The organism is Candidatus Thiodiazotropha sp. LNASS1 (assembly GCF_964212655.1).
GTDB lineage: Bacteria > Pseudomonadota > Gammaproteobacteria > Chromatiales > Chromatiaceae > Thiodiazotropha.
The window spans coordinates 4,514,213-4,537,796 of the sequence record NZ_OZ156465.1; the positions used below are offsets into that span (position 1 = coordinate 4,514,213).

At 45.5% G+C, this 23,584-nt stretch carries 20 protein-coding genes; 12 read left to right on the plus strand and 8 right to left on the minus strand.

Annotation, left to right across the window (positions count from 1 at the left end):
* The first annotated feature begins 2 nt into the window (after nt 1-2).
* Nucleotides 3-314: a hypothetical protein gene (locus AB8516_RS20145; RefSeq protein ID WP_369162953.1), complete on the plus strand. Its 312-nt coding sequence runs from the start codon at nt 3-5 to the stop codon at nt 312-314.
* Between the two features lie 60 nt (nt 315-374).
* Here the strand turns inward: AB8516_RS20145 and AB8516_RS20150 are convergent, their stop codons facing one another.
* The 4 genes from AB8516_RS20150 to AB8516_RS20165 all read right to left on the minus strand — a co-directional run bounded on the left by AB8516_RS20150 (nt 375) and on the right by AB8516_RS20165 (nt 4,423).
* Nucleotides 375-1,154, minus strand: a complete 780-nt coding sequence (locus AB8516_RS20150) for a hypothetical protein (RefSeq protein ID WP_369162954.1) — start codon at nt 1,152-1,154, stop codon at nt 375-377.
* Nucleotides 1,155-1,506: 352 nt separating this feature from the next.
* Nucleotides 1,507-2,763 carry a diaminopimelate decarboxylase gene (locus AB8516_RS20155; protein ID WP_369162955.1) on the minus strand — a complete coding sequence of 419 codons (1,257 nt, stop codon included), beginning with the start codon at nt 2,761-2,763 and terminating at the stop codon, nt 1,507-1,509.
* Nucleotides 2,763-3,983, minus strand: coding sequence for an LL-diaminopimelate aminotransferase (locus AB8516_RS20160; protein ID WP_369162956.1), 1,221 nt, complete (start codon nt 3,981-3,983; stop codon nt 2,763-2,765). Before AB8516_RS20160 ends, AB8516_RS20155 begins: the two co-directional genes overlap by 1 nt.
* A 92-nt stretch (nt 3,984-4,075) precedes the next feature.
* Nucleotides 4,076-4,423 carry an ArsC family reductase gene (locus AB8516_RS20165; protein ID WP_369162958.1) on the minus strand — a complete coding sequence of 116 codons (348 nt, stop codon included), beginning with the start codon at nt 4,421-4,423 and terminating at the stop codon, nt 4,076-4,078.
* Nucleotides 4,424-4,711: 288 nt separating this feature from the next.
* Here AB8516_RS20165 and AB8516_RS20170 point away from each other — a divergent pair, with 288 nt between their 5' ends.
* Nucleotides 4,712-4,945: a hypothetical protein gene (locus tag AB8516_RS20170; RefSeq protein WP_108294016.1), complete on the plus strand. Its 234-nt coding sequence runs from the start codon at nt 4,712-4,714 to the stop codon at nt 4,943-4,945.
* 23 nt (nt 4,946-4,968) lie between these two features.
* Here the strand turns inward: AB8516_RS20170 and AB8516_RS20175 are convergent, their stop codons facing one another.
* Nucleotides 4,969-6,438, minus strand: coding sequence for a lipase maturation factor family protein (locus AB8516_RS20175; protein ID WP_369162960.1), 1,470 nt, complete (start codon nt 6,436-6,438; stop codon nt 4,969-4,971).
* 234 nt (nt 6,439-6,672) lie between these two features.
* On the opposite strand from AB8516_RS20175, the gene AB8516_RS20180 reads away from it, so the two are divergent.
* Nucleotides 6,673-7,347 (plus strand): YceH family protein, encoded by a 675-nt coding sequence (locus AB8516_RS20180; protein WP_369162961.1) that lies wholly within the window; start codon nt 6,673-6,675, stop codon nt 7,345-7,347.
* A 34-nt stretch (nt 7,348-7,381) separates the two neighbouring features.
* On the opposite strand, the gene AB8516_RS20185 is transcribed toward AB8516_RS20180, so the two are convergent.
* Complete coding sequence (locus tag AB8516_RS20185) at nt 7,382-8,095, minus strand: SDR family oxidoreductase (protein WP_108294022.1); 714 nt, start codon at nt 8,093-8,095, stop codon at nt 7,382-7,384.
* Between the two features lie 170 nt (nt 8,096-8,265).
* Here AB8516_RS20185 and AB8516_RS20190 point away from each other — a divergent pair, with 170 nt between their 5' ends.
* The 3 genes from AB8516_RS20190 (at nt 8,266) to AB8516_RS20200 (ending at nt 12,744) form a co-directional block, all read left to right on the plus strand.
* Entirely contained in the window at nt 8,266-8,601 is a 336-nt protein-coding gene (locus AB8516_RS20190) for a hypothetical protein (RefSeq protein ID WP_369162964.1), read from the plus strand.
* A 476-nt stretch (nt 8,602-9,077) separates the two neighbouring features.
* A complete protein-coding gene (locus tag AB8516_RS20195; RefSeq protein WP_369162965.1) occupies nt 9,078-10,022 on the plus strand; it encodes a hypothetical protein in 945 nt (314 codons plus the stop codon).
* Nucleotides 10,023-10,308: 286 nt separating this feature from the next.
* Complete coding sequence (locus tag AB8516_RS20200; protein WP_369162967.1) at nt 10,309-12,744, plus strand: AAA family ATPase; 2,436 nt, start codon at nt 10,309-10,311, stop codon at nt 12,742-12,744.
* An 81-nt stretch (nt 12,745-12,825) separates the two neighbouring features.
* Here AB8516_RS20200 and cysC read toward each other — a convergent pair whose 3' ends face one another.
* The gene (gene cysC, locus AB8516_RS20205) at nt 12,826-13,434 is read right to left on the minus strand and encodes an adenylyl-sulfate kinase (protein WP_369162968.1); all 609 of its coding nucleotides are present in this window, start codon (nt 13,432-13,434) and stop codon (nt 12,826-12,828) included.
* Between the two features lie 60 nt (nt 13,435-13,494).
* On the minus strand, nt 13,495-14,940 hold the full coding sequence (locus tag AB8516_RS20210) for an undecaprenyl-phosphate glucose phosphotransferase (RefSeq protein WP_369162970.1): 1,446 nt from the start codon (nt 14,938-14,940) through the stop codon (nt 13,495-13,497).
* A gap of 1,215 nt (nt 14,941-16,155) precedes the next feature.
* On the opposite strand from AB8516_RS20210, the gene AB8516_RS20215 reads away from it, so the two are divergent.
* From AB8516_RS20215 to AB8516_RS20240, 6 genes are all read left to right on the plus strand, one after another.
* The gene (locus tag AB8516_RS20215) at nt 16,156-17,763 is read left to right on the plus strand and encodes a GumC family protein (protein ID WP_369162971.1); all 1,608 of its coding nucleotides are present in this window, start codon (nt 16,156-16,158) and stop codon (nt 17,761-17,763) included.
* A 94-nt stretch (nt 17,764-17,857) separates the two neighbouring features.
* A complete protein-coding gene (locus tag AB8516_RS20220) occupies nt 17,858-18,676 on the plus strand; it encodes a CpsD/CapB family tyrosine-protein kinase (protein WP_369162973.1) in 819 nt (272 codons plus the stop codon).
* A gap of 111 nt (nt 18,677-18,787) precedes the next feature.
* On the plus strand, nt 18,788-20,140 hold the full coding sequence (locus AB8516_RS20225) for an oligosaccharide flippase family protein (RefSeq protein ID WP_369162974.1): 1,353 nt from the start codon (nt 18,788-18,790) through the stop codon (nt 20,138-20,140).
* A gap of 136 nt (nt 20,141-20,276) precedes the next feature.
* A complete protein-coding gene (locus AB8516_RS20230) occupies nt 20,277-21,314 on the plus strand; it encodes a sulfotransferase (RefSeq protein ID WP_369162975.1) in 1,038 nt (345 codons plus the stop codon).
* 9 nt (nt 21,315-21,323) lie between these two features.
* Nucleotides 21,324-22,640 carry a hypothetical protein gene (locus tag AB8516_RS20235; RefSeq protein ID WP_369162976.1) on the plus strand — a complete coding sequence of 439 codons (1,317 nt, stop codon included), beginning with the start codon at nt 21,324-21,326 and terminating at the stop codon, nt 22,638-22,640.
* Nucleotides 22,591-23,559 carry a glycosyltransferase family 2 protein gene (locus AB8516_RS20240; RefSeq protein WP_369162977.1) on the plus strand — a complete coding sequence of 323 codons (969 nt, stop codon included), beginning with the start codon at nt 22,591-22,593 and terminating at the stop codon, nt 23,557-23,559. The genes AB8516_RS20235 and AB8516_RS20240 overlap by 50 nt, the downstream gene beginning before the upstream one ends.
* The last annotated feature ends 25 nt before the right edge of the window (nt 23,560-23,584 follow it).

Consider the following 23,584-nt stretch of genomic DNA (forward strand, 5'->3'; position numbering starts at 1 on the left):
CAATGCAGATATCCCATTCTCTGACATTGCCGTCCATGACCGTCTCGCTGGAACAGCAGCGGGAGAGCGCGGCGCGGATGACTCAAACGCTGCCGCTCGCTTCCCAGGTCGCTGAAAGCGCGCCCACACTGCACAGCGTGGAGCATGTGAAACGGGCGGAACAGTTGTTACAACGTCAGCGATCGGGACCAACCTTCACTCAAGTCAGCGACGATCCTCGAAAACAGCGCGCACTCTCTTCATACCAGTCGGTGCAAACAGACCGGGAGAGAGACTATGTCAGTGAAGTTCTCGGTATCGATGTGTATGCATGACCGAAAGGGCCGATTGACATCCCTGTCAACGGATTAAGCAGCTGAAATAATCATTTCTGTTCAGGAGGAAGCGGGCTGCATCGCCTCGCGAATCTTGGCATGTGCGACGATGCTGTCATCTTGTCTCAGCGTGTATTCGATGATGTGTTCGCCACTCATTGCGCGCGGATTGATTCCTGTCGCTTTCACCGCGTCATAGCTCTCAAAAAAGCGCTTCCAGGTGATTTTTCGAACTTGGTATTTCGCCCGCACTTCCGGATTATTGGTTTCGAGAAACAGTCGGTCGATCTGTTTCCACTCCCGGTACTGTACCGGGCGCTCCATACCCAGCTTGTCGAGCCTGCGCTGAGCATCAACATGGGTCATGCCGCTGATTAACTTCCCTTCCATAAACAGCAGGCCCTGGCGCACGGTGGTAGTGGGTGGACGATTGTTCCACTCGCTAACCTTTGCCGGATCCTTGAACAGTTCCCGAATCAGATAGTAGGCCATGGTCTGATTCATCTTGAATGAGTAGGGGATATTGAAGTGCTTCAGGATATCAACCTGCCTGCCGTCGGGCGGTGTGAACAGACCGAGGATATTCATGGCCTGGCCCTTGGTCAGTTTTTGATCCAACCAGATGCCCCGATCCGCCATCTCCTGGAGCATCGATTCGGTGGCAGGTTCATTTTGCCAATCCTCTTCCGAATCACGGGGCAGATTCAGGGCCGTTTCGATCTGTTCATGGAAATTATCGATATTGATCTTGTTGCTTTTGGCTGGGGTGAACAGAGTGTGCTTATATAATAAAAACAAGCCGATCAGTGCGAGGGTGGTAATGACTGCAATTAACTCCATGGGTTTTCTCCCGGTTTGATTATTTTGACGACTCGATGCTATGTATGAGGACAGCGGTATTGGGTATTGAACCTTGAGTATAGAAATGGATTGTTGCGCCAATTTGAGAACCACCACACAAATCACGGTTAACTGCAACATGCGAGAATTAAAGGACTTTTTAGAAATATCAATGATCTGGGCACGATTAGGGATTGTTATTCGTGATTGCCGATCGTTGTTTTGTATCGTTCCCACCCCCTGCGTGGGAAAGCAGTTGTCAACGAGATAGCAGAGCAAGGTATCGGTTCCCACGAAGGAGCGTGGGAACCGAAGCAATTACGAAGGGTGACATGCCTGGGATTGCGGCTGCTCAACCGGGTATAAACAGGTCAGGCTCAAAGTTCAGTGTGGTGAAGATATCATCGATGGTCTCTTCCCGACGAATCAGATCCACACTGCCGTCACTGCGCAACAGTAGCTCTTTGGGTCGCGTCTTACCGTTATAATTGAAGCCCATCGCATGTCCATGGGCGCCGGCGTCGTGAATAATGAGGATATCGCCATCCTGGATAGCCGGCAATGGACGTTGAACGGCGAACTTATCATTGTTCTCGCACAAAGACCCCACTACATCCACTGTCTCCTGTTCACCCTCCTTGCCGAGCACCGAGATATGGTGATAGGCGCCATACATGCCCGGCCTCATCAATGACGACATGCAGGAGTCCACCCCTACATAGGTGCGATAGATCTCCTTGCGGTTGATGGCGCGGGTAATCAGTACGCCGTAGGGACCGGTGATGTAGCGCCCGCTTTCGAGAAAGAGCTTGGGCGCATAACCGTGATGTGTCTTGAAGGAGCGGAACAGATCTGCAATCTCACGTCCCATACTGACAATATCGAGAGGTTTTTCCTGGGGGCGGTAGGGAATCCCCAGGCCGCCACCGATATTGATGAACTCAAAATGAATACCGAGTTTCTCAGAGAGCGAGACGACCCTGTCCAACAGCATGCGCGCGGTTTCAACCATATAGGCGTGGTTGAGTTCGTTGGATGCCAGCATGGTGTGAAGTCCGAAGCGGCGAGCCCCCCGCTGCATGGCCTTTTGGTAGGCTTCAAGCAGCTGATCGTGAGCGACACCATATTTTGCTTCGATGGGATTGCCGATGATGCTGTTGCCACTGCGCCGCTCTCCGGGGTTGTAGCGAAAACAGATCAGTTCCGGCATCTGCGGTACCTTGTCGATCAGGGAGATATCGTCAAGATTAAGTACGCAGCCCCCATCCGCCTCTGCCACTGCGAACTCAGCCGCACTGGTGTTGTTGGATGTAAACATGATTTGTTCACCGCTGGCACCGATCTGCCGGCTCAGTAATAGTTCAGCGATAGAGCTGCAATCGAAACCGAAACCGAGATCCTGCATGATCTTCATAATCGTAGGATTCGGCAGTGCCTTGACAGCAAAATACTCTCGAAACGAGTCGACCTCCGCAAAGGCCCGGATAAGTGCTTCGCCATTCTCTCTGATACCCTTTTCATCGTAGAGATGAAACGGAGTGCCAAAGTGTTCGACGATCTCCTCGAGCGATCCCGCGAGACGATGGGACAGTTCTGCTGAGATGGGCACTATAGGGCTCCACTGATTCTTTTCATGGCGTCCTGTACATTCTCAAAGCTGTTGAATGCACTGATGCGAATATAACCCTCCCCACATTTGCCGAAACCGGCGCCCGGGGTACAGACCACACCGGCCTTATTGAGCAGCATATCGAAGAGGTCCCATGAGTCGCCCTTGGCGTCGATCCAGATATAGGGTGAATTCTCTCCGCCAATGCAGTTATAACCCAGGCCCTCCATCTGTTCACGGATAAATTTAGCATTATCGAGATAGTAGCCCACCAGCTCACTTATCTGCGTGCGTCCCTCTTCGCTGTAGACAGCCTCGGCGGCACGTTGGACAGGGTAGGAGACACTATTGAACTTGGTGGTATGGCGACGGTTCCAGAGTTCCTGGATCGAGACCGCATCCCCGGATGTTGTATATGCTTTGCAAGCCTTGGGAACAACGGTATAGGCACAACGTGTTCCAGTGAACCCTGCGTTTTTGGAGAAACTACGGAACTCCACAGCCACTTCTTCGGCGCCCTCAATCTCGTAGATTGAGCGAGGAAGACGTTCATCCTGCACAAAGGCCTCGTAAGCGGCATCGAACAGGATCAGGGCCTTGTTGTTCTTGGCGTATTCGACCCACTGCTTCAACTGTTCCTTGGTGGCGGTTGCACCTGTCGGATTGTTGGGGAAACAGAGATAGATCAGATCAACCGGCACACTGGGGAGATTGGGGATGAAACCGTTCTCCCGGGTGCCTTCCAGGTAGGTGAGACCCGTGTAGCGTCCCGCTTCGGCTTCCCCCGTCCGCCCCGCCATCACGTTGGTGTCCACATAGACCGGATAGACAGGATCCGGAATAGCGACCCGAATGTCGTTGGCGAATATCTCCTGAAAATTGCCGGAGTCGCATTTGGCGCCATCGCTGACAAAGATCTCATCAGCTTCGATATTGCAGCCCCGGGATTGGAAATCGCCCTCGGCAATCGCCTTCCGCAGAAAGTCGTAGCCCTGTTCAGGGCCATATCCATGGAATGTGGCGTCATTGGCCATTTCGTCAATGGCCGCATGAAAGGCTTTGATGCAGGCATCCGGCAGAGCGCGGGTGACATCGCCTATACCCAGGCGGATTATGTGCTTGTCGGGGTTGGCCTGCTGAAAAGCGGCAACACGTTTTGCAATGTCTGAGAACAGGTATGAAGCCTGGAGTTTTTTATAGTTCTCATTGATTTTGATCATGCTACACCTCAGGAAACCGAAAAACGGGCCATTATACAGAGATTGTGGGTGAGTAGGAGAGTAGGTTACTGATACGGACAGGGTTTCATCCCCTAACTGAATAGCCTGGAATAGGCCTCCTCCGTGAATCCCACATTCAGCGTTTTATCTGTCTCGAGTACCGGTCGTTTGATGATTGATGGCGTCTCCAACATGATGCGAATGGCATTCTCTTCATTGATTTCAGCCTTCACGCTATCGTCCAGTTTACGCCACATCATACCGCGACGGTTGAGCAGGGCCTCCCAGCCAACCCTAGCGACCCATTGGCGTAGCAGTTTTTCATCGACCCCGACTTTTTTATAGTCGTGAAACTGATAGGCGATGCCGTGTTCATCCAGCCATCGACGGGCCTTTTTCATCGTATCGCAATTAGGTATGCCGTAAAGTTTTACCATCATGGTTTTCTCTTTGTGTCACTTGGATGTCAGGATATTGAATCAATCATTTCCAATGAAAACAGTGTATTGAATTGGGCTGCCTGGGAACTAAAGGCGTAAGTCAGTATAAAATAGGCATATGCTATCAACCAGTGGTATCTGGTAGGGTTTTATCATCCAGTCAGCTCATCTACTATTTCCTACCGTTAAGCCGACAAACCGACGACTCCCTAGCCACAACCCACGTTTTTGGTGATAGTATCCAATAAAACTACTTCTAATGGTGTTTTTCGAAAAAGGACGATTTCGATGGTTCAGATTGATCAAAATGATGGTTGGAATATCGATGCCGATCTTAGCCTGATAAGCCACAGCTGCGGCTTCGAAGCTGAATTCAAGGGTAATGAGGTCTATGGTATCAAGCAGTTTCCCATTGAGGCGACCATCCTCGATATCAGGAACATGGTCTCCAGGGCGGAAGAGATTCTCTCAGGCTCATACCATCACCAACTGAGGCGGGTAAGTTCCAACCACCCTAATTAAGTTCATCCAATGAGTGTATGTCCCTAGGGTATCCTCGGCGCCACCTTTGGGAACAACCCCTGATACTCCATATGCCACCAACTACCGCTTTGCTCCCGCTCTTCGACGCTAGTGAAGCGGTATTCGAAGCTGTCCACCCGAAGGTACCGTGGAGGGTCATCGGGGAAGGGATTATGCTCCAGTAGTGCCGTGACTGTCTCCGAACCCTGGTGCAACCGTTCTACAAAGCGGCCGAACCAATTCATTTGTAACGGTTGTTGAGTGGGTACGAACCAGATCATCCAGTCGAGTCGTGGCTGATGGGGGATGATCATGCCGGGCGCCCGGGTTGGATCACCGGGTTTATATTTAAAGTCATAGGTCTGCCACAATTGACCATCATTAGATCCCTGAATGACAAGCTCATGTCTCTCGGTCTGCATGGTGGGAAAGATGTGGAAGATATGGCCGATACCGAACCGTTGCACAGTTTTACTAAAGTCCTGAATCACTGTTGGCACTGCCTGGGTACGAACAATATTAGCGCCAAAACTGATCAGGCTGGCTGGCACGATGAGTAGCGAAGCGGTGACGATCAGAACTGTCCGTAATCGTCCTGGTGATTGAACAGGCGTTTCAATCCGCTCTTGGAGTGAGGCAGGAAGCATCCGTTTCAACAATGGATCGTGCAGTAGAAACAGGCACAAAATGATAGTCAGCAGATTGATGAAATTGTGATTGCTGGTAGCGATGATCAGCAGTTGCATCAGGATAGTGGTGCCGGCTGCAAAGTAACGGAAACGACGCGGAAAAAAGATCAGGAAGGGTACCAGCAGCTCACTGAACAGGGTCAGAATCACGCCGGCTTTGAGGAACAGTTCCGGCAGCTGATGGGCGTACCAGGCGCCGATATGTGGTAGTGGTTGTGTTTCAAAGTAGTGGTTAAGGGCTGTCAAACCTGACCAGGATGGATCGCCGCTGACCAATTTGAAGAGACCGGACATGAAACGCAATCGAAATAACAGCCAATCGAACAAGAATATCAGTAACAGATTTCCCCCACCCACTAAGAAAATTGCGAGAAATCCCGTTTCCAACAACAGCGTGTCCCATTGAAAGTTGGTGAAAATCTGCCCGGCGTGATAAAGCGAGAGATAGAGCAGAAACAGCAGTATAAGTGTCAATCTCTGCCAACGACCAAACAGCAGGATCAATGAGAACAGAATACCCAGCAGGCTCACGCTCTTTAGAGCCAGGTCACTGGTCCCCGTTATCCAGAAGATGGATGGAAACCATAACCGGGCTTTCTCCCCATAATATTCCCCAGCCAGACTAAAATGTTCACTTAGCGGCAGGATGCCCGATTCACCAACCAAGCCGGTGATCTGCGCCGACAGGGAGGCAAAGGCCGCCAGATAGACAAGGGCCAGCAGACGCAGAAACAACCAGCTCACCAATCGCTGATCAGCGGCAGGTTGAAACAGCCGGGACATGGTGGCTTTGAACTGATTCATAGGTTTATGAATAGTCGATCCTTCATTGTTGGAATTGTAACAATATGGTGCAACACGTTCGATGATACGAAGCAATGTGCGGTTACATTTAGCTTGTAAATGAAATTCATACTGTTCAGTACGGTAAAGACTTTTGCAGAATTGAAATTCATGACATGATTCGTTCAGTCCAACGGTCGCCCTGAACTCAATTAACAAAGCATAAATTCGATCACATATACGAATAACGGCAAAATGAAAGTAGAGATCACACCTTTAGAGGCACGGGTAGTGGGTTGCCTGCTTGAAAAAGAGGTCACCACGCCTGACCAGTATCCACTCTCTCTTGCGGCTCTCACCAATGCATGCAACCAGAAAAGCAGTCGTGATCCCGTGCTGCAGTTGCAAGAGGTAGAGGTTCAGAGTCTGCTCGATGAGTTGATGAAAAAGCATCTTGTCAGCGATCGAACCGGGTTTGGCAGTCGTGTGGCTAAATATCAACATCGATTTTGCAATACCGGTTTTGGCGCGCTTGAATTCTCAACCCAGGAGTTGGGGCTTATCTGTGTGTTATTGCTGAGGGGCCCACAGACACCTGGCGAGTTACGCGGCCGTACCAATCGATTGTGCCAATTCTCCGACGTACAAGAGGTGGAGTCGGTACTGAACGGATTGATGCAACGGGCGGATGGGCCTTTTGTGGTGCGTCTTGCACGTGAACCCGGCAGACGCGAATCGCGCTATGCACATCTGTTTTGCGGCGATGTGGAGGAAGATAGTGAAGCGAACGAGCCGGATAGCATGGAAAGGGGTCAGGAGGCAGGCCAAGCGTCTCGAATCGAGCAGTTCGAAGCGGTACTGAATGAGATGCGTAGAGAGATTAAAAATCTCAAGGCACGGGTCGATGAATTGGAGTTACACCGCAATTGAGACATGGTCGCCGCCGCACCAGGTAACAGTCGGTCTACCATTCAATGGGTTTACCAAACCGGAAAAAACCTCCACTCGGCCCATCATCCGCTAAAGTGGCCGCCCAGATTATACCTTCCACACCTTCAGGAATAGACAGGGTTGCCTCTTTTCCTCCCATATCTGTCCGCACCCAACCGGGGCATATGGAATTGATTTTTATCTGCGTCTGCTTCAGCTCCTCGGAGAAAATTCGGGTCAATGCATTGAGCGCTGTCTTCGATAACCGATAGGATGGACAGCACCCCCCCATTTCACTGAGTTGTCCCATGCCGGATGAGACATTGACCACACACCCTTCTCCATCCATAAGCGGGATGAGTGCCTGGCAAAGCCTTAACGGACCAAGCGTATTCGTATCGAAGCCATTGAGAATGTTCTCGATTTCGGCATTGAAGACACTGCTTTCTGAATCCTCTGGGGAAGGGTCGGGAAATATACCTGCGTTATTGACCAAGATCTGCAGTCGTTTGTGATGTTGCCGGAAATGTTGCACCACAGCCAGTACGGAGGCTTCACTGCGAACATCCAACGGGTGGTAGGAGACATCCAGACCTTCGTTTAACAGCATCTGTTGAGCGGCCTGTCCATCGACCTCATTTCGGCTGGTCATAAGAACATGGTGACCAAGCCTGGCCAATTGACGGCTGGTCTCCAATCCAAGCCCGCGGTTGGCACCTGTCACGATAGCAACGGATTTATTTGTCATGGTCTCTCTTAATACATGTTAATGGGATATACCGGTCACAATCGGAATGATGATCAGTCTCTGATCCAGCTCAACTGAGAGATCGATAAAAATTGGGGCTAAACCTTTCAATATGAGGCATATAGGCGCAAAATTTATCATAGATGACAGACCATCTTCAGGAGTTTGGCATGATTCCCATTAACTACCAAGTCACAGGTGAAGAAGAGTATTCGTTTCGTATAGAAATTGATGGAGATGGAAATTATACAGTCCATACAGGTACTTATGCGACACAGAAGCCGCGATCAGGAAAACTCACCGCACATCAGGAGTCTGAGCTTCAGCATGCGGTTACATCCCTTAGGTCATTCAGCGAGCACCCAAAACCGGGTGATGGGCAGGCGTTTCAGGCAAAGCTGGTCGTCGGTGAAGGCGAGCAGCAGGTTGTCTATACATTCTGGGAAGGCGCCCTGGAGGAAGACGAGCAGTTGGCTTCGCTGGTCAGGCAGCTGGAAGTGATCTGATGCGGCACTCCAGCGGGTGATAAATAACTGAGATTATGCATTTTTGTGTCTGGCGAGTGGTTTTGATTCATCCCGGCCAGCGGGAAAAAATTGGACTTTTCAGAAATAACTGCTAGGACAATATTTATCCTCCCACAGCCATATTCTATGTGACAAAGATATGTATATAGGGTCAAAATTTTCTCAGAGATGATGTTTGGGTCTGTTGACACTAATCCAAGCGGCTCTGATACAACTGAAATAGCGCCAACCAAGGCATGAGGAGAGTAGTTGGGTGATTCCAGATGAACGGCTAGCAATGCTGATCGATATTATTTCAGGCATAACCCGCAGGGTCTGGGCAGTTTTTCCGTCCAGTGGCATTTCCGTTCGTTCATATATCGTCACTGCACATCGCACATACTGCTTTACAGGATATAATAATTATTGCCAGCAGGGCCGGCTGGATTAGTCTTGGCAGGCTCTAGGACGTACCAATGCACAATCCAGACAAAACACCCAACGGCACAATCCGGAATATCGATGGCAAGACCTGTATCTTCTATGACGGATACTGGATAAAGCACTACGTGCCGATGGAAGATAACCTGGAGACGAAAAAGCACTTAATCGAGGCGCTTACCCGTCGACTATTCAACCATGTCGAACATGGCATCAACATGCCCGGCGACAGGCTGGAAGAGGCCAGAAAGGCGTATAAGGAGGAGGACGACCCAGATCTGAAACGTGTGAAGGGTGCAATGTTGGCCGGAGCTCTGTTCAATCGCGGCACGGATATATTCAGAGACTTGGTAAAACTGAAGGATGAGAATATAAAGAGCGGTAGAGGCAGGGAAATGCTGCATGAGTGTGGCCAGTATCTGTTGGAGGCGCTGGAGCTTGGCAATCTGGTGAAGCATCGCAGCGGCGATGAGGGCATTGATGAACTTTGGGGGGAACCCTTCCGCGCATTCACGATTCCGATAGAATCGTTTTATGAAACTCGGTATATAAAGATTGCGCAGTCCATGCACGATATCGACAATATATCGGAGGCGATGATCGAGGCATTCCAGGATAGTCATTTCTTCAAGGGAGTTGAAGAGTCGACCCGACAGTTTGCAGGGGCGGCAAAACTCAAGTGCGAAACCCTGCGCACCGACCCCATAATATTCGACATCTGGCCCAGATTTGCGGTCGCCGGTGAAAAACTCATGCAAATCGGGCCGTTAGAGAGAAATAATGATTCTTGTCTGGCCTGTTGGGAAGCAGATGAGGGCCATCGGCTGATCAAGGATGGGGTGGATCTCATTACTCACATCGCCAGGGCCAGAGTTTCTATGCCGAAAAGCACCAGCGCATTTATTGACCGTTGCCACTCCTACCTGGCTTGTCGGGGGAGTGCACCCGGACTCTCACGAGTCGAATTGAAATCCCTTTGAACGCCTTATTTTTTTATCAAGATTGCGGCGTCTGTAATTATTGTCTAACGATTCAATCGTATACTGAAGAGAGCAGTAGCATTGCCATATGCTTCCATGTCGATTCTTGTCCATGATGGTATATTGGGCCATTTCCAGAGGATATGGTTTGTAGTGATATACTGCGGCGGTTTTTCGCCAATCAGGATAAGCGGACAGTTCGGTTGTAAACTAAAACATAAGTGTATGCTGAATATCAGCAGCTTTCTCCTTTGCGATCATGTTGTAAATTGAACGTAGCTACTAAATGTTTGAATCGTATTACAAATTAGACGCAAATCCATTCCGGTTGAGTGCCGATGAGCGGTTCAGATTTGCACATAAAAACTACCTGAAGGCGTGGTCATACCTGGTATATGCCTTGGAGCAGGGTGAAGGTTTCATCATGGTCACCGGCAGGCCGGGTTCAGGCAAGACAACACTGATTCGCGACATTTTGTCGGAAGTCGACAAATCGAAAATTCTGGCAATCAACCTGGTTACCAATCAATTACAAGCTGAAGAACTGCTGCGAAAGGTGGCCTTGGAGTACGGGTTACCTGCTGAAAGCTTTAATAAGGCCACGCTGCTGACGAGTATCGAGGATTTTGTCACCAAAGAGTATCTGGCGGGCAGGCGGGCCGTCATCGTCATTGACGAGGCTCAGAATCTTACCCTGAATGGTCTTGAAGAGCTTCGTCTGCTCTCCAATCTTCAAACCGGGAGTCACCCGCTTTTCCAGATATTTCTCATCGGTCAGGATGATCTTCGGTCGCTTATTCTGAGCCCGGAAATGGAGCAGATTCGTCAGCGGATGATTGCTAGCTGTCAAATCGAAACCATGGATCTGCAACAGACAGAGGGCTATATCGAACATAGGCTCGGTATTGTCGGTTGGAATCAGGACCCAGTGTTTGATGAGGCGATTTTTCCGCTCATACACTATTTGTCTGATGGCATACCGAGAAAGATCAATCATATTGTCAGTCGATTACTCCTCTACGGCGCATTGGAGGAGAAGCATGAGTTGACAGAAGATGATGTATGGATTGTCGCCAGAGAGTTGTTTGATGAGGAGCGTCTGTCCATTCAGAGTGGCGACTCCTTTACCACATTCAAGGATAAATATGGCCAGCTTGAAAATCCCCGGTCAGAGCCATCCGAACCTGGCTCGGAGATAGAGAGTATTGAACTCCCGCAAACTGTTGATACTGAGAGTGTCGGCATTACCGAGCCCGATACTGGGGTTTTCGAGGAGAGTGAAGCCAGGTTGGCGACTGAGCCTGATGCAGCGTCAGATACAGATACAGATACAGAGGCAGAGGCAGAGGTGAAAGGTGAATCCGAATCCGAGCTAGAAGCAGATGCTGAGTCGAGTATCGAACAGGAGACAGAAGAAGCCAAAGATTCCGTGACAGAAACAGAGGATGCAGAGCATATATCGGAATTCTATCCCTATGGAGAGGACCTGGTCGACTCTGACTTCTCATCCGAAAAGGGGAAACTATCTTCAGATGAATCTGATGTAGCGCTCTTAAATGATGAAGCAGAACGTCTTGTCCAACCGATAACCACAGAGCAAGCATCAGTAACCTCTGCAAAGGATTACGTCAATGAGTCTGATATGGATGCGTTGACATCGAAGTTACTCAAAGAGGGCGATATCAAAGTAGAAGATGCGTCTGCAGAGAACACTGAAACCAATCCAGAGGATATCCTCAACCTGCCATCCATGCAGGCAGAAAGACGTAAACACGAAATTGATGAAAAGGGGGGATTGATCAACACGGCTGAGACGCTTGAGGTTGAAGATCTGTTTACCGGTACCTTTGGTAAATCGTTACGCAATATTTTCTTTCTTGTGTTAGCAGGATTCTTCTTTTTAGCACTGTTTGTCATCAAACCTGAGCGCATTGATCAGGCCTGGAATGGGACAGTCGACAAGCTGCAGTCGATGATCAACCCGACAGAAGATGGGCGTGAGACGGACCCGCCCTCTGCTGGGAATGGGCAGCAAATACCTGAAACAGATGAAAGTCTGCCCCTTCAGATCGATGCAGATTCCAGTATCGAGACTTCGGCAGAACCCGAGGTGATTGAAACAGTACCGGAGAAAGTCGAAACCAGCGCAGAGCCAAATCTTGTGATTGTTGATACGGAAGCGGATAAAACAAAAGCAATATCAGATGTTGAGAGTGATGTTGAAACGAGCCCATCCTTGGAAAACATAGAGTCGACAATCGTGACGGCGGATCCCGTTGAAAGGGCCAGCAAAGACTATATTGCAACCCAGTCGAGATATCAAAAAATTGAGATTGGTGAAGGCACAAAGGAAACAATAGACATTATCCCCACTATTCGGAAGTTTCAGATCTACTTTGAATTTGATAATCCAAAAATACCTGATCAATTCAAGGATATGTTGAATGACCTCTATATCGTCCTCTCGCTAAACAAGGCATCCATAATGACTATTACGGGGTATACGGATGCAAGCGGTGATCCCATCTACAACATGCGTCTGTCGGTAGAGCGTGCAAATGCTGTATCCAACTACTTCACGGAAAGGGGTATCAGCTCAGAGCGTATTCAGGTCGAAGGCAGGGGCCCAGTACCGAAATCGACGACAGATGAACATGAAGAGCTGGATAAACGGTTCGGCAACAGGCGTGTAGAAATCGTATTACGCGAAGACGGTGAATAGGGCAGGCGGTTACACCTCGCTCCCACGCACCGGTTTGATTCGTACCCACGCTCCAGCGTGGGAATGCATAGGCCACTTAAATCATACCACCATAGTTGGAATCACATCGAGAGACTCCAGTGATTCCAACAATGAGTCAATGCACTCATCGATATCCCGGTCCTCCGTATCGATGACGATTTCAGGATTCTCCGGTATCTCATAAGGGGATGAGATGCCTGTGAAGTCGGGGATCTCGCCCGCCCGTGCCTTTTTGTAGAGTCCCTTCACATCCCGTGATTCACAGGTTTCTATCGATGCTTTCACATAGACTTCGATAAAATCGTTCTCTTGAAAAAGTCGGCGTACGTTATCTCTGTCTTTGCGTATGGGAGAGATAAATGCAGTCAGTGCGATGGTTCCAGCATCGACAAACAGCTTCGACATTTCGCCAATCCGTCGTATGTTTTCTGTGCGGTCCTCGATGTTAAAACCAAGATCCCGGCAGAGGCCATGTCTTACGTTATCGCCGTCAAAGACATAAGTCCTGCATCCACGTTGGTGAAGTCGTTCCTCCAGGGCATGCGCCAGGGTGGACTTGCCGGAACCCGAGAGACCGGTGAACCAGAGCAGTTTAGCCCGGTGCAGATTCATCTTTTCCCGTCGTTCCCGGGTGACGGTGGCATGGTGCCAATAGATATTATCATCCATGTTGGTAGTCCTTAATTCACTATATTGAAATTGATTATCATCAAGCGTGCCAAACCAGACTCAGTAGGCATTGTCATTTTTGAGATTGAATGGGGTCCTCAGTAAAATAGACAGATCAAGCCACAAAGACCAGTTGTTGATGTACTCCAAATCATATTTGACCCGTTTCTCCATCTGCTTTAGTTCTTTGGTCTCTCCTCGAAATCCCCGAATCTGAGCCAACCCGGTAATCCCTGGCTTGATACGATGTCGTGCCAGATAGGCCTCGATTCGTTTTGAATACTCCAGATTGTGCTGGAGTGCATGAGGTCTGGGACCGACAAGCGACATCTGACCCGCCAAGACGTTAAGCAGTTGAGGCAGTTCATCGATGCTGGTGCGGCGTATGAATCGGCCAATGCGGGTGATGCGCGGGTCATCACGGGTCGCTTGTTTCACTATCCCATCCTTCTCGGTATGCAACCTCATGCTGCGGAACTTCCAGATCCTGAAGTGCTTTCCATCCCAGCCGGTGCGTTCCTGCCTGAAAAAGATCGGGCCGGGGGATTCAACCTTTATCAGGATCGCGGTGATCAACATGATCGGGCTGGCTAGAATCAGAAACATCAACGCTAATACGCGGTCCTCTATCGCCTTGATCAAAAGGTGAGAACCGATCAATGGGGTTTCCGACAGAGTTAGGATCGGTATGCCTGCCAATTCCTTTACGCTATGGTTAATCAGATTCAATGCAAATATATTCGGTGCCCAGTGAATATTGACATTTTCATTCAACAGCTCGAAATAGATTTGCTGGATCATCGGTGAACTATCCAGCGATACGGCGATATAGATGGTCTGGATATCGTAAACTCTGATCAACCGATTTATATCTTCCAACCTGCCGACAACAGGCATGGCTGACCGGCCTGAATGATCGGTTGTGTCGTCGCAATCCGTGGCGGATACCACACCGACAACCTCTTCAGGCATCCACGGATTGCTGTTGATGCGGTCGTACAAATGGTTTGCCAGTGCGCCGCAGCCAATGATCAACGCCCTAGTGTTGGTCTCCTGCGAGACCATGTGCCGCTGTATCAATCTGAACCCGAAATGGAGGCTGACCTGGGCGAGATAACCCAATACAAAGAGCAGCAGCACCACCGCCCTGGAGTATGTTTCGGTATATTTGGTGACAAACGCCAACAAGAGCAGGAAGGCGAAGGCACTGCTCCATGCCTTGAAAAGCTTGAAGGCCTTTTTCGTCATCGTACCGTGATGACGGTATATGTTCATCCTGTCATAGATCACCGACATGCTACCCAGCAACGCCAGGGCCAGTATGATGTAGTGAGAGGTCAGCTTGCCATGAAATAAGAGTGGCAGGGCAAGAATTAAAATCACCACAGCCAGGCCGTCGAGGAAGGCCTGAAGCGAAGTGGTCAGGCTATTGCGGCGCTGTAGCAGTGACCGATCAGATTGTTTGACCTCGAGCAAATCCCTCTCCTCCAGAGCTACTGCGATCAATACGATTTCGCAGTGGTGGATTATGGGCCAAAGAAGACCGCAAGGAAAGAGGTTGGTTACAAGTTATGAAATAAAGATATCAACTCTGCATTGTTCATACATATCATTGCATATCAGTCGGATTTTGATCACAAATAATTCAGGAAAAAGTTTGAGAGTCTGATTGAAAATTGCTAAAAAAATGTGATCTGTCGCAAAAAGTCGTCAAAGCAATTACGCCAGACAGGGAAACTATACCGTGTAAAAAATATTTATCCTTTACAATGAATGCGTGCAATAAAGTCGATCAGATCTGACAGGTTATACCCAAGGATAATGGAGTATGCCCAGTAATAATCAACTGTGAAGCAGTAGTAGTCTCGATTAATGGCATTGTGAATTGATATCGTTAAATTTTCTTGGTTAATGGAAAACCATGTTTTATTTTTGCACAGTACCATGAACCCAGGACTGGAATGCATTTTATTAAGCAGTGATCAATTAACTTTACGATGTCGAGGTATTCAACATTCAAATCAGCGATACAGATCCCAGATACACGTATAGCTGGGTACTCTCACTTCACGGTGACACGTTAAGCAGTGTAACAATTGTTGACAATGAAATCGGTACATAGTTTGTTCCCATGCCCGATGTTCTGGTATTCACTGTAGTTAGTGATGGGATTAGAAACAGATTCGCTGATCTAAAAAGCCGAATATTTACTTGGTATTCTGAGTACCAGTATTTACACTCTCAATCGAGATGAAACTACCAATGGTATTTGCCGGTATGGCATATGGTGGTAACAATCGATGTGGTTCCACTGCCTGCGGCTACGTGGATGATCGGTACAGCCCAGATCGGTGTTACGGTCTTTAGCGCGCGCCATTCTCTGTAAGGGGTTTCATAAATGACAGTTCGAGGGATGGAGTTTCTTTGCAGGTGCTGGGAATGCTCATCTTTCATTCAGATTGAGCTTACCCTGCTGTGTGGCTTGCCACCAGCCCTTCCCACACGATAGCGTCTCCTCCCTACAGCGATACTATGTGGCAAAGCATTGAACGGTACAGAGGATACGGGATACGTGACACAGAGCTTAAATGACGGAAATGTTATTTAATATAATAATTCAAGCGCAACGCAAACAGATGCGGTTGTATATTAGAGTTATCTACTTAAGGTTGATTGTTGTGATACAATTCTAGCTTCGGTAAATCGGAAGTGACAGGGATAATGGAAGAGGAAGAGTTACTGGGGATTGGCGACTATTTCGCCATCCTTAAACGACGAAAAATGCAGCTGATCGTACCGGCAGCAATCATAATGCTATTGAGCATAGGCTTGGCACTCGGCCTGCCTTCCATCTACCGTGCCGAAGCCACGATCCTGATCGAACAGCAGGAAATACCAAGTGAACTAGTCCGTTCCACCGTAACCTCTTACGCTGGTGAGCGTATCCAGGTTATCAGCCAACGGGTAATGACCACTGCGAATCTTGGTAAGATCATCGATGAATACGGGCTCTATGCAGACGAAAGGGAAGACACCAGTATCACGTTGTTGGCAGAGGCGTTGCAGGAAGATATAGAACTCGAAATGATCAGCGCCGATGTGGTTGACCCGCGAAGCGGCCGACCCACCACCGCGACTATCGCATTCACACTCGCATACAGCAATGAGGTACCGCGGATTACGCAAAAGGTTACTAACGAACTCGTCTCGCTCTACCTCGGTGAAAATCTCAGGCAACGTACACAGTCTGCTTTTGAAACCTCAAGTTTTCTAAGCGCAGAAGCCGAACGGCTCAACCAGGAAATTACCGAACTGGAGGCATCTCTTGCAGACTTTAAAGAGAAAAACGTCAACAATTTACCGGAACTCCAGCAGCTCAATATCCAACTCATGGAGCGCAATGAGCGGGAGTTGTCAGAAACCATTCAACAGATTCGAAGCCTTGAAGAACGAAAAATCTATCTTCAATCCGAATTGATGCAGATGAGTCCCACAACTGACCTCTACAACTCTAGCGGTAACAGGGTCGTGGGAACGGAAGATCGTCTACGAGCTCTACAGACAGAATATCTGGCACTTGCGACACGCTATACTGATGATCACCCCACCTTGATCAAAATGAAAGATGAAATCGAGGTGCTTGAAAAAGAACTCGATACCAATCTGGAAGAAAAGAAAAAGAAAGCACAATCTGACAACCCTGCGTATCTGCAGTTGTCAACACAGCTTAAAGCAGCGGTGGGTGAGTTAGCTTCCCTCAATACGATGAGAGAGGAAATCAAAGGTAAGATCAAAGATTTTGAAGAGCGACTGATGCAAAGCCCGCAGGTGGAGCGGGAGTACCGTAATCTGACACGTGACTATGAGAATGCCCTGTTAAAGTACCAAGAGGTTAAAGCTAAACAACTTGAGGCACAATTGGCAGAGTCGCTGGAACGTGAGCGAAAAGGCGAGCGCTTCTCCCTCATTGAGCCACCCCAGTTGCCAGAGAAACCGGATAAACCCAATCGTATGGCGATTCTCTTTCTGGGTTTTGTTTTCAGCTTTGCCGGTGGCTTCGGCAATGTAGTCGTCAGAGAGAGTATGGATCAGAGTGTGTACGGAAGCAAAGGCGTCGCGGCCATTACCCATGCACCTCCCTTGGCTGTCATTCCTTATATTGAATGCAGTGAGGACCAGCGGCAGCATACAACAAATGGCGCGATAGCAATTTTTGGTTTAATCGCAGCGATGGCTATAACGGTGGTCTCTGTTCACTTGTTCTATAAACCCTTGGATGTCATCTGGTACATCGTACTGCGAAAACTGGGCATAGAGCTGGGTGTATGATGAGAAATAATCGGTACCAGCAACAAATAGAGAATGCGTACCAGAAATTATTTTTTAATGAGAAGTTCATGGCTAGATCCGCAGTGAGGCGATTATGGAAAAAATAAAACAAGCACTAGAGCGCGCCCGTGATGCTCATACAACAACAAAAAATGATGGCCATCGTCGTACACTAGTACGTCAAGTACCGGAGCCGGAAGTCACATCGAAGATAACCTATATCAAAACCAAATCAGTTGAAATATCAAAAGATCAGTTAAGAGAAAAGCGGGTCATCGCAGGTGATACCAATGATTCAATATCAGATCAATATAAGGTGCTTCGCACCCATGTACTCCAGAGACTGAAGGCCAATCAGTGGAATTCTTTGGCTGTGACCAGTCCCAATGAAGGTTGCGGAAAAACCCTTACCTCAATCAATCTTGCCATCAGCCTGGCCAGGGAAGTCAATCATTCGGTGCTACTGGTAGATATGGATCTTAGGCGCCCCAGCATTCATCGTTACTTCTTCACGGATGAACAACCAGGGATCAGTGAGTACCTGACTGAAGACTTAGAGCTGAGTGAGATTCTTTTCAATCCAGATTTAGAGCGGTTAGTCATTCTGCCGGGTAACAAGCCTTTTTCAAATTCCTCGGAAATGCTCTCATCACCAAAGATGGTGCAACTGGTTGAAGAGCTAAAAAATCGATATCCGAATCGTATCGTTATCTTTGATATGCCACCATTACTCTCTTGTGACGATATGATTGCATTCTCACCCTATATCGATGCAATTATGTTGGTTGTAGAAGAGGGTGGTACGCGTAAGGATGAACTTAAGCGGGCTTATGAATTAATCGAAAATACTCGTGTTATCGGTACTGTACTGAATAAATCTAAAGATAAAAGCTCATCCTACGGTTACTATTAGTTGTTGTGTTGTGATTACATGGCTGGTGTTTACACTAGTGTAACGTAGTAGTAGCTAGAAACCTTCTTTACATCTGCTTCCAACTGATTATGAAATAAACTGTAGATATTGATGCCGAAAAGCTTAACAAAAATAGTATTTACAGGAGCAGTGTGGGCGCTAAGTATAAAGATGATAGGTGTTTTAAGCTCACTTTCAATTAATGTAATACTTGCGCGCATATTATCAACTGATGAGATGGGTGCTTATTTTATATTGACGAGCCTTGTATTATTTGGCTCGTTATTGGCACGCTATGGAATTAAGCAAGTTGTGGTAAAAATCGTTGCAGAATCACTTGCGGATAATAGGCCTGGCAGTGCTGCTGATGCAATATGGAAAATGCTGTTTATAATCACTATAGGTGTGATGGTGGTTTGCAGTATGTATTATCTAGTGATTGGGAGATTGATGGTTATAGATGTATTTGATATCCAGATTTTAGAAAATATTATAGGTGTTAGCGCGATCTGGATATTGATACTTGCTTACCAGACTCCATTAGCAGAGGTATTTAGGGGGGTGCATGATATCAGGTTAGCATCATTGTTTGATGGTGTGTTATTCAGTTTTATGCTAGCGCTACTTCTGTTGGGAATATGGATGCTAGATTTGAACCTAACGTTTTTTCAATTGATAGATACATCCGTGTTCCTGGCTGGTTTCAGTCTTTTTATTACAATCGTTATCCTTGCTCGTAGAAGAGTGATGTTTGTTGGACAAGGAAAAACAAGCTTAAGAAATATAATAGAGATATCTAGCCCTTTATTTATAACAAATGTTATCAATCAGATATTAACTAATTTTAGTTTATGGGTCGCCGCAATATTCCTGGTTACTGCAGATGTTGCATTATATGGAGCAGCATGGAAATTAGTGATGTTGGTAACATTTCCTTTAATGATTGTAAATATGACTGTACAGCCGGTAATCTCTGAATTATATACAACTGGAAGGTATTACCATCTTCAAGCAGTTTTGCAAGGTATGGCTACTTTAGCATTTATACCATCGCTCCTGATACTTATTGTTTTTATAATTTGGAGTGGGGGAGTCCTTAATATTGTATATGGCCCAGACTACGTGAACGCAGCATTGGCTTTAGGTATCCTAAGTTTTGGCCAATTATTTAACGCATGGACTGGTTCATGCGGGATCGTTTTGGCCTTTACTGGGCATCATGATAATTTAATGAAAATAACAATAACTACAGGTGTATTATCCATGCTACTGGCTGTTCTGCTTGCCAATCAATGGGGATTAACAGGGATCGCGCTGGCTGTATCAATAGGTCGGATAATACACAATGGATATGCATGGATAGCAGTAAGAAAATATACTGGACTATGGACACATGCCTCATTTAATCCAATATTTATAGGTGATGCAATCAGAAGAGTATTGAGAGGTGATATCCATACTTAAGAAATGTGTTTCTGAAATATCAGGATTTTCTTTTGCGAAGAGATGATATTTTTATTTAAAACAATTTATGCCAAGTTTAAATATGATTTACCTTAGTTCATAATTCCGGAATTTATTATATATCAATGTTATTAAAATGAGCATTACCCTAGCGACTATCATATACGATGATAGATCAGGTTCAACTTATCTTTCATCGCTTTTGAATGAAATGCCATGTATTACCGTTACACTAGAAAGTAGTATCCTTACTATTCTAGCATGCCATGGTAATGATCTACGATCTAGAGAAGAAGTTCTCAGATTTCTCGGAATATTAAAAGAGGAGCAGAAGTTTAAGAACTGGCAATTTAACGAAATCATGCAAGTCAATCTTTTGAATTCCCTGAGTTATCCACTGAGTGCAACTAACCTTTTGCATCAATTACTTACTATCATATTTCCAGATAGTACAAATTGTACGAATATCGTATTTATAATTAAGCAAGTACAAATTGAATATATTGATCTAATAATAGATGTTGTACCGGGACTAAAATTTATATTGTTATATCGTGATGGTCGTGGAGTATTTGCATCAAAAAAGAGATCAAGACACTCTATATATGGTGTGCCGATGGCTATCAATCCTGTATCAGCCGCACAAAAATGGAGAAATATCTTAGGAGCAAAGAGTTATATTAAAGACCAGAATAATATTCTGGAAGTAAAATATGAGGAACTGCTGGTTACAAAAGATAAAGTAATTGGGAATATTTCTGAATTTCTTTTCAATGAGACACGGGTAATCAGTCATCAAGATAACTATTCGGCGGACTTGGATGATAACCCAAGTAATAATAGATATGCACAAGCAATTCCTGCATCGCAACGCCACCTACATAAGAATGTTGGAAAGGTTGCGAATAAGGATAGAGCAGAGGCATGGAAAAATGAATTGTCAAGTATAGAGATATGGTTGTATGAGAGAACAGTATCATCCTTACTAAAAGACCATGAGTACTTACTGTGTAACGAAACAGCACCAAAGAAAATTCATCTTTTTATCTTCTTTACGCATGTAAAACTAAGGGAAGTTACATACAGTATAAGGAGAAATATTATTTTGATAAAATCTATGATGAGATCACCAAATACTGTTATTGCAAAACTTTTACATAAACTGCAAAAATAATTATGTGAAATGAACTCATTACCTTCTAGGCTCGTTCAATTAACTATATTTGCGAATATAGCACTTGCGGCTGTATATCTTTATTCCTATGTTGTAACTCCTGAGAGAATCCTGGCAGTAACAACAGTCATTAGTTTGCTATTATTTGTAAACAAAGTACGTCCTATTTCAAGGCAAACAAAAAAAGTCTTGATTGTTGGATTTAGTTTAATTCTATTTAAGTACTTAGTTGATTCAACAATTCACATTCAAAATATATTTGATCCAATAAAAATTGCTTTAATAGAAATATTTGCGCTTGTATATTTACCCATTGTTGAGTGGAATAAAATATCGAACAAGGTGGTTTATAACACGATACTAATTAGTGCGATACCTGGAATCATTTTCGGAGTTATTCAGGCGCTTGGAGCTAACATAACTATTAAAAATTTAGTGCCAAACAATCCTATAGTAATATTTGAAAAAGAAAGGTTTGATTATTTTGAACATACTGGAAGAATTATCGGTACATTTACAACAGGTGTATTGTTTTCATTGTTGTTAGGTACACTGTTTATTATACTAATGGTTCGCCTTTGGGAAGGATCCAACTATTTAAGAAACTATATTAAGAAGATTTTATTCACGACTATATTATTATTAATATTCTTTTTGATTCTATACACGCAGACACGAAGTGCGATATATGGATTGCCAGCCTCTGTTATACTTGGATACTATTTGAGTAGTCGGCATTTTGTTAAAAAAACGTTTATTGTGTTACTAGCTGGTGTTATAGGAGTTATTTCTTTTGGTACCTTTCAAATGCTTGTTACTGGCGTGTCACAGAGAAGCACATTAGGAATAGATGCTAACACATACTATAAGCTAACTTCTAATATATATGGAGTGTATGCGGCGCTTGCGAGAGATCCATTATTTGGTGTTCCTGTAAATAGACGTTTAGATAGAGGAGAAGGTTCTAATGACGATATGATATTAGTCGAGGAAGGGAGACGTAAGCTAGGAAAAATTATTACAACAGGTGAATCCTATCAGCTTGTTGCTACTAACCATAATCAAATTGCTTATTATATTAAATATTACGGGTTAATTGGATTTTCATTATTTATTTTACTTCTTTATGTAGTGTTCAAGAAAATTCAACAAAAGGAAGATAGTGCAACTAGGTTTATTTTAATGTGTGTATTTGTTTACCACATTCAGTTTTCACTACTACACAACAATCAATTATTAGAAACACTCTTGTTTTGGATATTGTTAGGATTAGGTGATGAGTATAAGTATACCAACCGTAAGCGTGCTAATGGCGACGTACAATGACTATACTACTCTTGATGATGCAATAAAAAGTATCATTAATCAAACGTTCAAGGATTTTGAATTTATCATAGTTGATGATGGGTCGACTGATGGTTCATCAGAAATAGTAGAATATTGGTCTAAACAGGATGATAGAATACGAGTAATTTCGCAGAAAAATAATACTGGATTAACTATAGCATTGAATAATGGTTTAAACGTTGCTCGTGGGAAATATATAGCCAGACAGGATGCAGATGATATTAGTCTGCCAGAGCGTTTATCTATACAGATTACGACATTAAAAGAAAATAAAAAACTTGTACTTGTTGCGAGTGATTATGAGTGCATCCTAGATGATGGTGAATACTTAACGACTATTAGAAATTCACAAAAGAGAAATATAAAGAAAAAGTTATTAAAACGAAATGAAATTGTTCATGGTACAGCAGTGTTCCCTCGTTTAATTGGAAATGCACAGGTAATGTATGACCCGCTATATAAAAGAGCGCAAGACTATGATTTATGGCTAAGGCTTACTGAATACGGTGATGTCGTTATATTACCAAATGTACTCTATAAATTTAGATATAGAAGAGAAGGAATTACTGCAAAAAATACGGCCTTCTCAAAGGAATCATGTGCAATAAGAGCATTGGAAAATCGAAAATTACGTGATTTAGGTAGCGCAGAAAATAGATGCCCTATAATAAATAAAGATGTTACTAAACAAACAAATATTAAATCGCAAACTGGTAATTACGATTTGAACTGTGCAATACGCTGTATGTCTGGATATGACTCCATAAATGCAAGAAAATATTCATACAAATCTTTAAAAATGATGCGAAATGACTACCGTGGGAAAATACAGGCAGTTAAAATTATTATCATTTCATGGTTGCCTGTTAGCATATTACGAATAGTGAGACAGATATAAATATTCAAACAACAAATACATATCA

What these genes read in the sequence shown, in the direction of transcription:
- AB8516_RS20220 (WP_369162973.1), top strand. Translation starts at nt 17,858, where the DNA reads ATGGAAAAAATAAAACAAGCACTAGAGCGCGCCCGTGATGCTCATACA.
- AB8516_RS20150 (WP_369162954.1), bottom strand. Translation starts at nt 1,154, where the DNA reads ATGGAGTTAATTGCAGTCATTACCACCCTCGCACTGATCGGCTTGTTT.
- AB8516_RS20235 (WP_369162976.1), top strand. Translation starts at nt 21,324, where the DNA reads ATGAACTCATTACCTTCTAGGCTCGTTCAATTAACTATATTTGCGAAT.
- AB8516_RS20230 (WP_369162975.1), top strand. Translation starts at nt 20,277, where the DNA reads ATGAGCATTACCCTAGCGACTATCATATACGATGATAGATCAGGTTCA.
- AB8516_RS20195 (WP_369162965.1), top strand. Translation starts at nt 9,078, where the DNA reads ATGCACAATCCAGACAAAACACCCAACGGCACAATCCGGAATATCGAT.
- AB8516_RS20200 (WP_369162967.1), top strand. Translation starts at nt 10,309, where the DNA reads ATGTTTGAATCGTATTACAAATTAGACGCAAATCCATTCCGGTTGAGT.
- AB8516_RS20225 (WP_369162974.1), top strand. Translation starts at nt 18,788, where the DNA reads ATGCCGAAAAGCTTAACAAAAATAGTATTTACAGGAGCAGTGTGGGCG.
- AB8516_RS20180 (WP_369162961.1), top strand. Translation starts at nt 6,673, where the DNA reads ATGAAAGTAGAGATCACACCTTTAGAGGCACGGGTAGTGGGTTGCCTG.
- AB8516_RS20145 (WP_369162953.1), top strand. Translation starts at nt 3, where the DNA reads ATGCAGATATCCCATTCTCTGACATTGCCGTCCATGACCGTCTCGCTG.
- AB8516_RS20165 (WP_369162958.1), bottom strand. Translation starts at nt 4,423, where the DNA reads ATGATGGTAAAACTTTACGGCATACCTAATTGCGATACGATGAAAAAG.
- cysC (WP_369162968.1), bottom strand. Translation starts at nt 13,434, where the DNA reads ATGGATGATAATATCTATTGGCACCATGCCACCGTCACCCGGGAACGA.
- AB8516_RS20160 (WP_369162956.1), bottom strand. Translation starts at nt 3,983, where the DNA reads ATGATCAAAATCAATGAGAACTATAAAAAACTCCAGGCTTCATACCTG.
- AB8516_RS20215 (WP_369162971.1), top strand. Translation starts at nt 16,156, where the DNA reads ATGGAAGAGGAAGAGTTACTGGGGATTGGCGACTATTTCGCCATCCTT.
- AB8516_RS20175 (WP_369162960.1), bottom strand. Translation starts at nt 6,438, where the DNA reads ATGAATCAGTTCAAAGCCACCATGTCCCGGCTGTTTCAACCTGCCGCT.
- AB8516_RS20170 (WP_108294016.1), top strand. Translation starts at nt 4,712, where the DNA reads ATGGTTCAGATTGATCAAAATGATGGTTGGAATATCGATGCCGATCTT.
- AB8516_RS20185 (WP_108294022.1), bottom strand. Translation starts at nt 8,095, where the DNA reads ATGACAAATAAATCCGTTGCTATCGTGACAGGTGCCAACCGCGGGCTT.
- AB8516_RS20240 (WP_369162977.1), top strand. Translation starts at nt 22,591, where the DNA reads ATGAGTATAAGTATACCAACCGTAAGCGTGCTAATGGCGACGTACAAT.
- AB8516_RS20190 (WP_369162964.1), top strand. Translation starts at nt 8,266, where the DNA reads ATGATTCCCATTAACTACCAAGTCACAGGTGAAGAAGAGTATTCGTTT.